Source organism: Aetokthonos hydrillicola CCALA 1050 (assembly GCF_017591665.1).
GTDB lineage: Bacteria > Cyanobacteriota > Cyanobacteriia > Cyanobacteriales > Nostocaceae > Aetokthonos > Aetokthonos hydrillicola.
In genome coordinates this window covers 1-14,217 of sequence record NZ_JAAKGC010000012.1, presented here as the reverse complement: position 1 = coordinate 14,217, position 14,217 = coordinate 1, and the positions used below count along the sequence as shown (strand labels likewise).

The following is a 14,217-nucleotide window of genomic DNA, read 5'->3' as shown; positions in this document are numbered from 1 at the left end:
ATTAGGTAACAAAGTATAGCTGAACAGCCAGCAATAGAGTGTTATGGGGTTCTGTCCAAGATCGTTGAAAATATCACAAAAACTTAGGCTGAGCATTCTTTCCTTTTCTGTACCGATATTGATGCTGTTGTATTTTACAGTTTCAGGCATTACCGACAATATTAATGTCGGTCGTTTAGAAATTTTTGGCAATAGATTTTTAGAACCTTTAACCCATCTGTTAGTCTTGGTTCCACAGCACCAAAGACTCGGAAAAGTAGCGCGTAGAGGCGATCTCTCAGTTTTCAATGAGTTAGAAGCTACAGCCCAGAGCATTGACAAGAATTTTGAGAATCTTGAAAAAGAAACCAAAGCTTTGGGGGAAGTTCTAAAAATCACCCTGTCGGGTTTGCGATCGGCAGGAATGGAGCAGTTAATACCAGCAAAACTTGCAGCCGAATGGCAGACATTACGCAACAACCAGACAATCTCTCAAGAAAACTTAGAGCAGCACTATAATGATTTAATACAACATGTACGTGGACTGATTAGCAGAGTCGGTGATACCTCAAATTCAATTTTAGATCCAGTTCTAGACTCGTATTATTTGATGGATGTTGTTCTTGCAGCGATCCCAGAAGCTCAACAACGAGTCGGAGAAGCTTTGCTGTTTGCTGAAAGCTTAACCTCACAGCCGCGATTAACAAATGAACAAAGAGTCAAACTAGAAGTTTATGCATTATCACTGCAACAAGCAGATTTGGACAGGATCGTCCAAGGAATTGCAACTTCTATACGAGAAAATAAGAATTTTTTTGGTATAGTTCCCTCTTTACAAATGAATATTCCACCGGGTGAAAGCCTTTACAAAACTGCTGTTACAAAGTTTAGCGAAAGGTTAATACAACTTGCTAGAACAGATAAAGGAGATATTCTCAAGCAGGATTTTTTTCAGTTAGGGGATGAAGTACTTCGTAAAGGTTCGGAACTATGGACAGTTGCACGAAAAGAACTAGATAAGATAATTGAGCGACGTATTCAATATTACGAGAACACGCGGTTAATTTACCTTTTGTTAAGCCTGACTGCTCTAGTAATTTCTAGCTTTTTTGTTTTCAAAGTATCGCGTGAAATCTCAGAGCGCCTTATTCAGGTTGTTGCTATTACTAAAGATATTGCTCGTGGCAATTTGACACCGAATATCTTCGTTGATTCTAAGGATGAAATTGGAGAATTGTTGCTTGCTGTTAGATACATGGTTCAAGATTTAAGTTCTTTGATTAAAAACACTCAAGAATCTGGAATTAAAGTTTCTTCGTCAGCTACAGAGTTGTTAACGATGGCAAACCAACAAGAAGTAGTTATAATGAACCAGACGGAATCGACTGATAATTCGTTTTTATCTATCAAGGAAATTTCACAACTCATCGAAAACCTGGTGCAAAAAATGTCTGAAGTCACTTGCATGTCAGAGGAAACCGCTGAATTTGCTAGTAGAGGTCAATCAGAGCTAGTTCACATGGAAGATAACATGCAAAATATGGAAACTGCTTCAAACAATATTTATAACAGGTTGCAAACTATTAAGGAGAGAGGAGAAAAAATTACATTTGTTGTTACTACAATGGCAAAGTTAGCAGAGCAAATTAATATTCTTTCTCTGAATGCCGCAATTGAATCAGAGAAAGCGGGCGAGTATGGAACTGGTTTTTCTGTTGTTTCTAGAGAGATTAGACGACTTGCTGACCAAACTGCTGTAGCTGCTTTAGAAATTAAACAGATAGTTGATGATACCCAGCTAGCGGTTTCATTTGGAGTGGAAGAAGTAGAACAATTCATGGTAAAAGTTCGCGAAGAGGTTAGGCAAATTAATAAAATCAGTGCAGATTTCACAAAAATTATTGATCAGGTACAAGCTTTATTACCAAATTTTGAAAGTGTGAGTATTGGAATGCAGCATCAATCTAAAAATACAAAAAAAATAAGTGATTCAATGATATATTTGAATCAAGGAATGTTACAAATAAAAAACTCGTTACGGAAAACGTATGCTGCTATCGAGCAACTTAACGAAGCCTCGCTCAGCTTAAATGATTCGGTATCTAGATTTCATATTAGCACTTCAAAAAAATAAAGCAAATTTTCAATTTTGAAGAAGCATTATTATTGCTAGAATCTCTCGTTTTCCAACGATCGCTGCTTCAACAAGCCTAGTTAGTGGAGAGTGGTTCAATCCAAATTTAATTTCTCAAAACATTTTACCAGAGGATTTTGACGGTGCTGAGGCAGCAGTAATTTTCATCATGCCAACAGACTTATCTGATGTGGTGTCGCTCACTCGATCTTGGATCAAGATAGCTCAAAACAAGGGTATTAGACGTCTAGCTTGGGTTGCACCTGCTTGTCCAAACGGACAAGTTGGCGATCGCTTGGCTGAAGCGGAAAGTCTCATACGCGGGTTGAATATAGAAACTCTAATCTTACGCCACGCACCTTTATTTTCCCACCTGTTAATGCACAAAAAGGAATTGAGGTTTCGTCGTACTTTGTCCTTACCCATTGGTAGTATTGCCTTACCTTGGCTAGAGCCAGATGCGATCGCCCAAGGATTATCCAAATGGCTACACGGCGAGATAAACAATGATCCTCCAGAAATCCTGACAGGTTCCACTCAGTTGAGTGGTGCAGATATCGTGTCAGAACTATCCGCAATACTGCGCCAATCTCTGTCGGCTCAACAATTTGCTCGCTTGCGATTTGACGTGATCGACTTGGATCAAAGTGGGCAAATTGACGCTCAAGAGTTGCTTCCCTACCTCTTAGATTTAGGGTATAGCCAAGATGAATGTCAGTCTATAGAGGGAATTATCGAACAAACACAAGTAACGATGATCTGCGGTAGTTGTCAGCCTTTAGTTGAAGAAATGCTAGGTTCAGCAAATCTTGCTATAGCTGAACTCGTGAACAAAGAAGATTTGGGGCGAGGAATGATGCGCTTCCAATTCCGCCCTGTTTACGAAGAAGTCGTTGCCTCGAAACCTGGACAGCATATACTAGTGCAAGGACGGGTGGATGGTTCTTGGGTGACTCGTGCTTATACTTTAAGTTCGCTTGCTGATCAAACCGAGCAATACGAAGTCACAGTTAAACGAGAAGAATTAGGACTATTTTCCCGTTGGCTGTGCGATCGCGCTGATTCAGAAGCTTTGTTACGTATTTCTCAACCAAGAGGTGAGTTTGTTTTAGAAGATGAAAACTCCGTTATATTTTTTGCGGGGGGAATTGGCATAACTCCTGCGATCGCCAGGTTTATGGTGACTGGCGCTGGCTTATTCCACCACTATCGGCTTCAACCGTACCAGTCTACCCCTTAGAGTTTGAAAATCGCCTACTCAAGCCCAATTATTTCTATACGCCAAATCCTTGGGAAAAAGAACCATCTACGGGTAAATGCCCATTTCATCATCAAGCGTAAATAGGTTTCAACAAAACTAGGGTGTAGGGAATACCCTACACTCCACACCCTTCTTAAGAAAATAATTTATATGAATTTTGAACGCAATAATTGGTTTAAGTTAGCTCTCAATTTTAAAATATCTGTTATTCGTGATATCAAAAATCAAGTACTTTTGAGTATCGGTTTAGAAATTGAAGATCCATTCGGATGTGATCCTAACGATATTCCCCTTGACAAACTTTGTAAGAGATTATTAAGCAATATAGAAGAATTAATTGCTTCTCAAGCAAACCTAGATATTGCTACCACTCCTAAAAGGGGAGATTGATTCGACTTTCAATCAGATCCTTTGGCTAGTTGAAAAGAGCCAAAGGATCTCAATACTGCGTAGGTTTTGCCTGAAAATTCGCCCTGAACTAAAGTTCGGGCGCTTTAGCTCGCATTAAGCTAAAAGCTCACTGGGTAATCTTTTAACCCAATAAAATGGGTTTGAGCTTTGATCCGGGAAATTTATTTCCCGGCTCTTAACCCCTGAGCAGCCTCAAGATAAGCCTTAATAGTAGGTAATCCTGTCATCTTTTCATAGAAGAAATTGTTGACAATTTTCATCACCTCTGCTTGGGCTACATCCACTTCAGAACTGAGGCGAGTACCTGGTTCCTGACGACACAGAATGCGGTATATGCGCAGCAGATAACGCACGATCTCCAATTCCTCTTCCCCTTCCAAAACCTTGACGACCGCAATGATCAGTTCATCGGTCTGATCAAGAATGTTCTCAATATCAAAAACAGTCGCTTTGTCCCTAGCTTCTTGAACAGTTCTCACGAGTGCATGGACTTGATACAGTAGCGACGCAGGTTCATCGAACAACTCACGCAGAAAGGCTGCTTCTTCATAGCGCCCGTTCAGTCGGAAGATGTTGTACATGCGCTTGGCTGCTTTTCCGTAGTTAAGATCATCGGTTTTGAGACATTTTTTGACTTCATTTTCTAATCGCGCCACATAATCATCCATGACATCAGTGGAGACGTGCTTGACTAGCTTGGAAAAGATTGGGACTGACTCAGCATCCAGGTAAACTTCTTGGAAGTAGCCGTCGAGATAGCCATCCAGTGGAGTGATCGTACCATCTGGTGCTTCCCAGGTGACGTCTAACATGTTACCTGCATTGCACAACTGACCGCGTATCGTATCAGCGATCAGCCAGTCCAGCTTGCACCAACCGGGGTCGTGTGCTACCGAATCCCAGGTGATGACCACGGGATTGCCAAGCATATCTGTCGCCTCGATTTGACCTGCAACAATGTCATTGGGTAGCCAGGTAATTGGTGAACCAGCCCGTAGAGTGTGTTCCCCCCTAATCACTTGTTGGGGGTAACTACCAAACTTCACCTCAATTAGTTGGTAATTGGGACCAGACAAAGCCTTGAGTGACTTCTCTCGCATCAGTTGGGAAAGAATCTGGCAGGCTTCAGCACGGGTAGGTGCAATGATATTCACCCGCTCAAAGTAGTCACAATCACCAGGATAGCTTTGAATCTTGGATTGAGCCGCTGATCCAGACAGCGCCAGCGCAGTTTCTACAACACCAGGAATGTCGTCAAATTCTACTATTTTGCCAATGGCACGAAATCGTGCCACCTCTTGCGGATCGAAATCCAACATGGTGACTTTATGGCCAAAAACACCTGTTTCTTTATCCACGACAATATCTTCGTCACCTGTTGCCTCAGTGATCGCCTTCATCCAACGTTCCAATTCTTGCTCATTGAGTTGAACTTTTAAGCGACTAGCAGATTCCACAATGCGTTTGTATGCATCTTTAGTTTGGTCTTCTGGTTTTGTCATAGCGTATTTCTCATTTTTTTTGTGAGTACATTTTATAGGCGATTAGAAGCACAGAAATTATCTGATTTTCTCTCACTGGTAGCGTGAATCCACAATGGTCAATCAATAATCAAGCCTTAATAGTAGGCAAAAATTTACTGTAAAAATGGTGAAATTCAACAATGGCATAAGTTTACCATTCTTAAGTTTGGAGATAGTTCTTCTATTACTGGACAATCTCTCGCTTAAGTAATCTGCAAGACATTATACCATAAAGTATGGTTTGCGTTACTTCCTTTGATTTTTAGGCTAAGATTTCTTAGTAGCACATAATAAATAATACGTATCATTAAACAAATGTTAATGTTACTCTTCTATGTTGGGGATGATCTTTATGCTCTTGATAGTTCTCAAGTTACTGAAATTATCCCTAGAGTCCTTCTCAGAAAGGTTCACCATGTTCCTGACTATGTTGTAGGGTCGTTCAACTACCGGGGTATGATCGTGCCTGTTATCGATCTGTGCCATCTAATTCAAGGCAATCCTAGTCGTTCGTACTTGAGTACACGGATTATAATGGTCAACTACATAGGTAAAGATAAAACTAAGCGCTACCTTGGCTTAATGGGGGAACGAGTCACAGAAACTTTAAATAAACCAAATACGGAACTCATGAATATAGAAGCCCAATTAGATGAAACTTCCTATTTAGGAGGAATCATTATGGATGACAGACGGATGATCCAACTTATCCGGTTAGAGAATTTGCTATCAGATTCACAACACAAGTACCTATTAGCAGGGGAATATTCATGATACAGGCAAAAATAGAAGCACTGCTAAAGGATAAAATTGGTCTGGAGGTAGGTGTGATTGGTTCTCAGAAAATTTCGCTAGCTATAGAAAAGCGGAGGTTAGCCTGTGGTTTAGCTGATTTACGCTCGTATCTGCAACGATTGCAAACATCAAACCAAGAACTGGAAGAACTGATTGAACTTGTGGTTGTCCCAGAAACTTGGTTTTTTCGCGATCACAAACCGTTCACCTTTCTTGAACATTACGTTAAATCTGAGTGGTTACCTAACCAAAACGATAACATTCTACGCGTGTTGAGTGTTCCCTGTTCTTCTGGAGAAGAGCCTTATTCAATTTCCATGGTTCTGCTCAATGCAGGTATAACCCCGGAAAAATTTCGTATAGACGCTGTTGATATTAGCAAAAAAGCGCTAGAAAAAGCTCAAAAAGCTGTTTACAACAAGAATTCTTTTCGCGGTCAAGATCTAGTAGAGAGGGAACGCTATTTTCAGTTAACAGCAGAGAGTTATCAGTTATCCAAATTGGTACGTAATACAGTGAATTTTATTCATGGTAATATCTTAGAGCCTTTGTTTTTAGCAAATAAAAAATATGATATCATTTTCTGTCGTAACTTATTAATTTACTTTGATTCTTCTACAGCTTCCCAGGTTATTAATATTTTAGAGCGCTTATTAACACCCAAAGGTGTATTGTTTATGGGTTCTGCTGAGGCTAGCAGTATACCAAACAATCGATTTGTATCAGTTCGCTATCCGTTTAGTTTTGCGTACCGAAAGGTAGCAGATAAGGTAACGACTGTAACGGATAAGTTACCTGTGGCAAAAGCAAAAGAGGCACTTCAAAAACCTGAGACCACATTTCCTGGGAAACTTGATATAACAGTTCCAGCAACATCAGTTGTTACAATTCCCGATCTTGAGACAGTCAGAAACTTGGCAGATGAAGGGCGGTTAGATGAAGCTGCAACCCTATGCAAAAGTTATTTAGAACACCACACTACTGATGCTCAAGCTTACTTATTATTAGGCGAAGTGTATCAGGCAAAAAGGGATCATAAGCAAGCAGAGCTGTATTTCCAAAAAGCAATTTATCTTGAACCAAATTACTACGAGGCGCTGATTCATTTGTCTCTTCTGAAAGAATATAATGGCGATCGCGCTGGTGCAGCCGCCCTGCAACGAAGGATTCAAAGGCTTAATAAATAGAAAGGAAATCTATTGCATGAAAAACTGTAACTTAAAGCCATGATAAGTATTTATGCTTAAAGATATACTGGATGTACATTCTACGGAACAAAACGAACCATTTATATAAGCCCTCACACACCCGCTTGCGAGAGAAAGAGTGCAGGTTAAATATCATAACTTTTTAGACGGACATGATATTATTTGCCTAATCAATATATTTAAGCAAAAAAATACGCAGATGTTGAATAAAATTGGTAATCGCTTTCTTGTCGGATATTCAGTGCCGTTAGCTTTCTTAATTATTCAGGGTTTGGTTATCATCTCAACAGTTAACCAGGTGACGAATTTAGACAACCAGGTTTTGAAACTTCAAGCTACTAACACACAATTAGAGCAATTGTCTTACGACATTTCTAAAATGTTACGAATTGTCCTTGGTTACGCAGTTCTACCCAAAGACCAAACGTTTAAACGTTCCTTTGATAGTGCCTACGAATCTTTCAATAAAAATGCTCAACAACTAAGAGAGGCTGTTGCTATTCCTGAAGACGAACAGTTGACAAACTCTCTGTTGACACAAGCGAATAATTTTATTGCAGAGGGAAATCAATTACATAGCAACTATCTAGAAATTTTCCGCCTAATTGATGCTAACAACTTAGCACAAGTCACTCCACAACTTAGTAACAACGAAGCACAAAATATTGACGTTAAGCGACGGCAATTCAACGATTCGGTCGAAGCTGCGATCAATCGGCGTAAGCAGCAACTTGATCAAGCACGTTCGTACATGTTCACGATAATTTGGTTGAGCACTATATTAGCAGTTCTTACCACAATCATTATTGGTCTAAGAATTAGTTTACCTCTCAAACGACAGCTACCCCAAGTTGTTGCATCAGCCGAACAAATTGCAGATGGTAATTTAATCGGGACGATTGAAGTGACTCAAGATCAAACGGAGCTTGGTCAAATACTGAAAGCCTTTCATAATATGACGAAAAGCTTGAATACATTGATATCTCAGGCGCAAAAGTCTGGGATCCAAATCACTAGTTCTGCAACTCATATAGCAGCATCCGGTAAGCAGCTAGAAGCCACCCTTGTAGAGCAAACTGCTTCTACCAACCAAGTTAGTGCTACTTCTGGGGAAATTGCTGCAACATCTGGGCAACTGGTAAAGACTATGGATAATATTACTAATAAAGCTCAAGAAACTGCTTTGGCAGCTAATAATAGTCAATCAGACCTAATGGTAATGGCAACTGCGATGCGTCATCTGGCTGCTGCTACAACTACTATTGCATCTACTCTTGGGGTGATGAATGAAAAAGCCAATAATATTAACACTGTCGTCACCACCATTACTAAAGTGGCGGATCAGACCAATTTACTTTCATTGAACGCTGCAATTGAAGCGGAAAAAGCAGGAGAATATGGAGCAGGGTTTGCTGTTGTCGCTAGAGAAATTAGACGTTTAGCAGATCAAACAGCAGTCGCAACTTTAGAAATTGAGCAGATGGTTAAAGAGATGCAATCTTCTGTTTCTGCTGGTGTGATGCAAATGGATAAATTCAATCAAGAGGTGAGTCGCGCTGTAGAGCAGGTAAATCAAATCAGCGGACAAATCGCCTTGGTGATTGAGCAAGTGCAGAGTTTAACACCACGTTTTGAAGAGGTGAGTCACATCATGGAGCAGCAATTTGAGGGTGCACAGCAAATCAGTGGCGCGATCGCACAACTAAGCCAAGGTTCACAGCAAAACCTAGAATCCCTCAAAGAAACTAACCGCGCTGTTGAGCAACTCGATGATGCTGCGCAAGGACTACGCTCAATTATTTCTCAATTTAAGGTGCACAGCTAGTGACACACGGTTGTGTCAAAACAATTCAAAAATCAAAATTTTTATTTCTTATTAATTTTGAATTTTGAATTTTGAATTTTGAATTCAAAAAGAAGTGCTAGCCATTCCCCTCCCAGTCGAAAGATCATTACTGATAGGGTTCCTGTAAGGTTCACAGCAAACCCTAGAATCCCTTAAAAAAACTAAACGCGCAGTTGAGCAATTGGATTATGCTGCACAAGGACTACGCTCGATTATTTCTCAATTTAAGAGGATGTTTTAACAGTCAAAGCAAATGAAAGGGATCAGGGGAGCCAGTTCTGCAGACGGGTTTACCGACGTAGGCAACTGGCGTCTGGCTTTGCCAGCTTGTAGCACCCACTGTTTTCCCTTATTCTGGAAGATTGGTAGGGGTTTGAATACCTTAATAGCCTCGGTTATAGCCTCCTTCTTGAAGAAAGTAGTCCCCATGAAACAGCTATCATAGCCAAGGATGAAAAATTAATATTCCCTACTGCCTCTTTCAATAAGGAATTGATTTGATGAAAAACTTTAGCTTGCAAGCACGCCTTTTCTCCGGATTTATTTTTCTTGGTCTAATAGTATTAGTTGTAGCTATCATTGGCTGGATAGGTAGCAACAGCTTAAGTCAAAATCTTGATACAATTACTAACAATGCTTTTCCTAGTATTGTTAATTTATCAAAAATGCGTCTTGCACAGACTGCAATTCAAAGTGAATTGAGAGTGCAGCTTTCTCCTGACTACCCCGCAGATCTTAAGCTCCAAGAATTAGAAAAGTTGAAAGCAAATATGAAACTTCTAGATGCAAGGTTTGAAGATTATAAAAAACTTTCGAGGGAGTCTGAAGAAGAAACACTATACCAAGCTTTATTACCTGCTTTACAAACATGGCAAAACAGTATTAACGAAGTTATCAGGCTAATAGAAGAATTTACACAACTGAAGATTAATGACCCTAAACCCGTCCAAATTGACTTACCGACTCAGAACAAAGCCAATACACCAGAATCTACACAAGCAAAAGCTGCTGGTCTACCACGAAAAAAGATATCTGATTATTTACAATCTACTGAACGCCCTGCCTACAATAAATCAGAAACAGCACTCGTCAACCTTTTACAATACAACGAGAAACTAGAAGAGCGCGAAGCAACAAATGCAAATCAAAATATCAGCAAAACAAATTTTTGGGTACTTGTAGGCATGACTATTGGTCCCTTAACAGCAATTATTTTTGGATTTTACTTCAGTAATACAATCGCCAAACCTATGGGAGCGAAAATTAACCGTGTGGTGACTGTTGCTGAACAAATTGCTCAAGGGGATCTCACCGGTCTTGTGCAACCTGCTGAGAGCAACGACGAAATCGGTAAATTGCAGGATGCATTCTACAAAATGAAGAAAAACCTAAACTCGTTAATTTTACAGACTAATAAAGTTGGGATTCAAATCACTAGTTCCACCACCAAAATTGCTGCATCTGGAAAGCAGTTAGAAGCGACCCTCGTAGAGCAAACAGCTTCTACCAACGAAGTTAGTGCAACCTCTGGCGAAATTGCTGCAACTTCTGGTCAGCTTGTTAAGACTATGGACAACATTAGCGAGAAAGCGCAAGCAACTGCATTAGCAGCTAATAATAGTCAATCAGATTTGATGCAAATGGCAAGCGCCATGCGTTCTTTGGCTGTAGCCACAACTTCTATTGCTTCTACACTTGGGATAATGAATGAAAAAGCCAATAATATTAACACTATAGTCACCACCATTACCAAGGTGGCAGATCAAACGAATTTGCTTTCGCTGAACGCTGCAATTGAAGCGGAAAAAGCAGGAGAATATGGAGCAGGGTTCGCTGTGGTAGCCAGAGAAATCCGACGACTAGCAGATCAAACAGCAGTTGCTACCTTAGAAATTGAGCAGATGGTTAAAGAAATGCAATCTTCTGTTTCTGCTGGTGTGATGCAAATGGATAAATTTAATCAAGAGGTGAGTGTCGCTGTAGAAAAGGTAAATACGATCAGTGGGCAAATTGCTTTAGTGATTGAGCAAGTGCAGAGTTTGACACCACGGTTTGAAGAAGTCGGTCACATCATGGAGCAGCAATTTGAGGGCGCACAGCAAATCAGTGGCGCGATCGCGCAACTAAGTGAAGGTTCACAGCAAACTCTACAATCCCTCAAAGAAACTAACCGCGCTGTTGAGCAACTCGATGATGCTGCGCAAGGACTACGCTCAATTATTTCTCAATTTAAGGTGCAGAGATAGATCCGGATACATCTTTTTACTCTCCGTGATCCTTTCTTGCCTAAAATACGAAATTTGCACAAAAATTTCGTACTTCTCCATTTTTCTTATAAAAAAGTAACTTTTGTTGAGTTTCGGCTTTTCAAAAGCAATTATTTCTATTGATTTCGCTCGTATTGGTATGATAAACTTTTGTTATGAATATAGACAAATATTCCCAAGAATAGACAAGTATTGTTATACTGTGAATATGAAATTATCACAGTACGCGGAACATATTGGAGTAAGTTATAAAACTGCTTGGCGTTGGTGGAAAGCAGGTAAATTCCCTCATCCTGCAAAACAATCACTGTCAGGCACAGTCCTAGTTGACTTTACTCCTCAAAGTATTACAGAAAACAATAACTCTATTAAAGTTGCTATATATGCCCGTGTTTCTTCTTCAGAAAATAAATCAAACCTTGATAGACAAGCCGATAGACTAACACAGTACTCAGTAGCTAAAGGTTATACGATTATCAAAATTGTCAAAGAAATAGGAAGTGGTCTGAATGATAATAGAAAAAAACTAAATAGCTTACTAGAGTCGGATGATTATGATGTTTTGTTGGTTGAACATAAAGATAGATTAGCGCTTGTTTGGAACTGGTTGTATCTCTATTCTTTTGAAACGACTGAATGTCAAACTAGAAATTGTTAATCAGACTGATAATGGTCGAGACGAGTTAATGCAAGAGCTAATAGGAATTATTACCAGTTTTGCTGCTAGATTATATGGTCAACGTAGGTCGAAACGTAAGACTGAAAAAATTATCGAGGCTTTAAAAAATGAAGAGTGTTGAAAAACATGTAATGAAAAAATCGCATGAGTGGTATAGTTATTGTGCAGAAATAACATCGCTCTCTAGATGTCTTTACAACACTATTCAATATAATCAAAGACAGGGTTATTTTTATGGTTATAAGCCACTTAATTTGTCACAATTAGACAAAGGCTTTAAAGATAACGAGAATTATAAAAAATTACCAGCAAAGGTAGCTCAATTAGTTTTAAAACAAAATGTGGATGCATGGAATTCTTACTATTTAGCCTTAGAAGCTTACAACCAGGACAAGTCAAAATTTACTGGCAAGCCTAAAATACCAAGCTTTATTACTAAAAAGCATAATTTAATAAAGTTTAATAATCAGGCTATTGGTAAAAAAGAGTTTAATAAAGGTTTTGTGGTTCCTTCTATGTCTCCTATTAGAATTCCTGTAAAACCAGGGATGAAATTTGAAGATATTTGTGAAGTTAGAATAATACCTAAAGTGGGCTGCTTTGTAGTAGAAATAATCTATGAATCACAGTGGTTAGTTGACGTTTTAGAGAAAATACTTAGAGCGGATGCATTTGATTTTGAAAATAGGGAAGCCGCTTGGTGGGCAGTACAGCAGATGAAAACACATAAAACAGATTTTTCCGATTTCTTAATGACTAAGATAAATCAACAAGCAGGATGTAATGAAACCGTTACCTTTGACGCCAAACTACAAAAACTAGAGGGGATTCGGTTACTTTCAACTTAACTAATTTGCTTCGCTTTAGGTGTTAAACTAGTGTGACTGCATTTAAATCAGCCAGGGATTATAAATCCCTGTCTAAGAGCTAAATTCCTCTATAAGAGGAATGGAAACGAATGTTTTATAGTTCAATCTTTGATACTTTTGTGGCGTTAATTCAGTATTTATATTTAAAGGTGCAAGATCTGAGCTACCCCCCAATCCTTACTTCAAACTCGTGCGTAAGCAATTTCTCCCATGATGTGAGTAGCACGAACTGCTCGATCATCAGCTAAAGTCATAAGTACAAAGGCTTGATCGGCAATTTCATCGAGAGTGCTGGGCGTCTGGGCGTTGTTACGTAATGCCATTAGCGGGGTAGCATTGGGATCTAAAACTGTAAAATCTGCTTCTTTACCAACATCAAAGTTACCAATTTTATCTTGTAGGGAGAGTGCGATCGCGCCACCTAGCGTAGCCAAAAATAACGCCTTAAATGAAGATAAGTTTTGTTGTTGTAGTTGCGCTACCTTATAAGCTTCGTTTATCGTTTGCAACATAGAAAAACTAGTTCCACCACCTATATCCGTTCCCAAACCGACTTTAACCGGTGTTTGAGTTGATTTGGCTTGAGCCAAGTTAAAAAGCCCACTACCTAGAAATAGATTAGACGTGGGGCAAAAAGCAATTGAAGAATCCGCCTTTGACAAACGCTCAAATTCAGATCCAGAAAGATAAATACAATGAGCGAAAATAGATCTTTTTCCTACCAATCCAAACCTTTCATAAATATTCAGATAGTCCTGATTCCCAGGAAATAACTCTAATGCCAATGCAACTTCGTCTTTATTTTCTGATAAATGAGTATGGAGATATACATCAGGAAATTCATCTAAGAGTTTTTTTGCTAGATCTAGTTGTTCATCAGTAGATGTAACAGCAAAACGGGGAGTCACAGCGTATAATAAACGGTTATTCTTATGCCATTTCTTGATGAGTCGCTTTGTATCCTCATAGGAAGATACAGCCGTATCCAGCAGATAGTCAGGTGCATTGCGATTCATCATCACTTTGCCTGCAATTATACGAAGATTACGACGGTTGGCTGCTTCGAAAAGAGCATCTACAGACTCAGGAAAAACGGCGGCAAAAACCAGTGCTGTCGTGGTTCCATTCTTGAGCAGTTCATCTAGGAAAAATGATGCAATGCGATCGGCATAGGACTTATCTTTAAACTTTCGCTCTATGGGAAACGTGTATTTATTCAACCAGCTTAACAGTTGTTCCCCATAG

General features: G+C 39.4%; 12 protein-coding genes. 10 read left to right on the top strand and 2 right to left on the bottom strand.

Features of this window, described 5'->3' with window-relative positions:
• The first annotated feature begins 64 nt into the window (after window positions 1-64).
• The 4 genes from G4P69_RS08305 to G4P69_RS08290 all read left to right on the top strand — a co-directional run bounded on the left by G4P69_RS08305 (window position 65) and on the right by G4P69_RS08290 (window position 3,764).
• A complete protein-coding gene (locus tag G4P69_RS08305; protein ID WP_208340085.1) occupies window positions 65-2,113 on the top strand; it encodes a methyl-accepting chemotaxis protein in 2,049 nt (682 codons plus the stop codon).
• Window positions 2,114-2,282: 169 nt separating this feature from the next.
• Complete coding sequence (locus G4P69_RS39075; protein ID WP_243902220.1) at window positions 2,283-3,353, top strand: FAD-binding oxidoreductase; 1,071 nt, start codon at window positions 2,283-2,285, stop codon at window positions 3,351-3,353.
• Window positions 3,311-3,454 carry a hypothetical protein gene (locus G4P69_RS40420; protein WP_390691848.1) on the top strand — a complete coding sequence of 48 codons (144 nt, stop codon included), beginning with the start codon at window positions 3,311-3,313 and terminating at the stop codon, window positions 3,452-3,454. The genes G4P69_RS39075 and G4P69_RS40420 overlap by 43 nt, the downstream gene beginning before the upstream one ends.
• Before the next feature lie 70 nt (window positions 3,455-3,524).
• The gene (locus G4P69_RS08290) at window positions 3,525-3,764 is read left to right on the top strand and encodes a bestrophin family ion channel (protein WP_208340086.1); all 240 of its coding nucleotides are present in this window, start codon (window positions 3,525-3,527) and stop codon (window positions 3,762-3,764) included.
• Between the two features lie 182 nt (window positions 3,765-3,946).
• Here the strand turns inward: G4P69_RS08290 and G4P69_RS08285 are convergent, their stop codons facing one another.
• Window positions 3,947-5,287 carry a hypothetical protein gene (locus G4P69_RS08285; RefSeq protein WP_208340087.1) on the bottom strand — a complete coding sequence of 447 codons (1,341 nt, stop codon included), beginning with the start codon at window positions 5,285-5,287 and terminating at the stop codon, window positions 3,947-3,949.
• A 342-nt stretch (window positions 5,288-5,629) separates the two neighbouring features.
• Here G4P69_RS08285 and G4P69_RS08280 point away from each other — a divergent pair, with 342 nt between their 5' ends.
• The 6 genes from G4P69_RS08280 (at window position 5,630) to G4P69_RS39070 (ending at window position 12,951) form a co-directional block, all read left to right on the top strand.
• Entirely contained in the window at window positions 5,630-6,082 is a 453-nt protein-coding gene (locus G4P69_RS08280) for a chemotaxis protein CheW (RefSeq protein ID WP_243902914.1), read from the top strand.
• Window positions 6,079-7,290 (top strand): CheR family methyltransferase, encoded by a 1,212-nt coding sequence (locus tag G4P69_RS08275; protein ID WP_208340089.1) that lies wholly within the window; start codon window positions 6,079-6,081, stop codon window positions 7,288-7,290. Before G4P69_RS08280 ends, G4P69_RS08275 begins: the two co-directional genes overlap by 4 nt.
• Window positions 7,291-7,510: 220 nt before the next feature.
• The gene (locus tag G4P69_RS08270; RefSeq protein ID WP_208340090.1) at window positions 7,511-9,136 is read left to right on the top strand and encodes a methyl-accepting chemotaxis protein; all 1,626 of its coding nucleotides are present in this window, start codon (window positions 7,511-7,513) and stop codon (window positions 9,134-9,136) included.
• 521 nt (window positions 9,137-9,657) lie between these two features.
• A complete protein-coding gene (locus tag G4P69_RS08265) occupies window positions 9,658-11,403 on the top strand; it encodes a methyl-accepting chemotaxis protein (protein ID WP_208349339.1) in 1,746 nt (581 codons plus the stop codon).
• A gap of 103 nt (window positions 11,404-11,506) precedes the next feature.
• Window positions 11,507-12,082, top strand: coding sequence for an IS607 family transposase (locus tag G4P69_RS08260; protein ID WP_208349337.1), 576 nt, complete (start codon window positions 11,507-11,509; stop codon window positions 12,080-12,082).
• A gap of 128 nt (window positions 12,083-12,210) precedes the next feature.
• Window positions 12,211-12,951: a hypothetical protein gene (locus G4P69_RS39070; RefSeq protein ID WP_243902222.1), complete on the top strand. Its 741-nt coding sequence runs from the start codon at window positions 12,211-12,213 to the stop codon at window positions 12,949-12,951.
• 203 nt (window positions 12,952-13,154) lie between these two features.
• Here the strand turns inward: G4P69_RS39070 and guaD are convergent.
• Window positions 13,155-14,217: guanine deaminase (gene guaD, locus G4P69_RS08250; RefSeq protein WP_208349335.1), on the bottom strand; the 1,063-nt coding region annotated here is incomplete at its 5' end.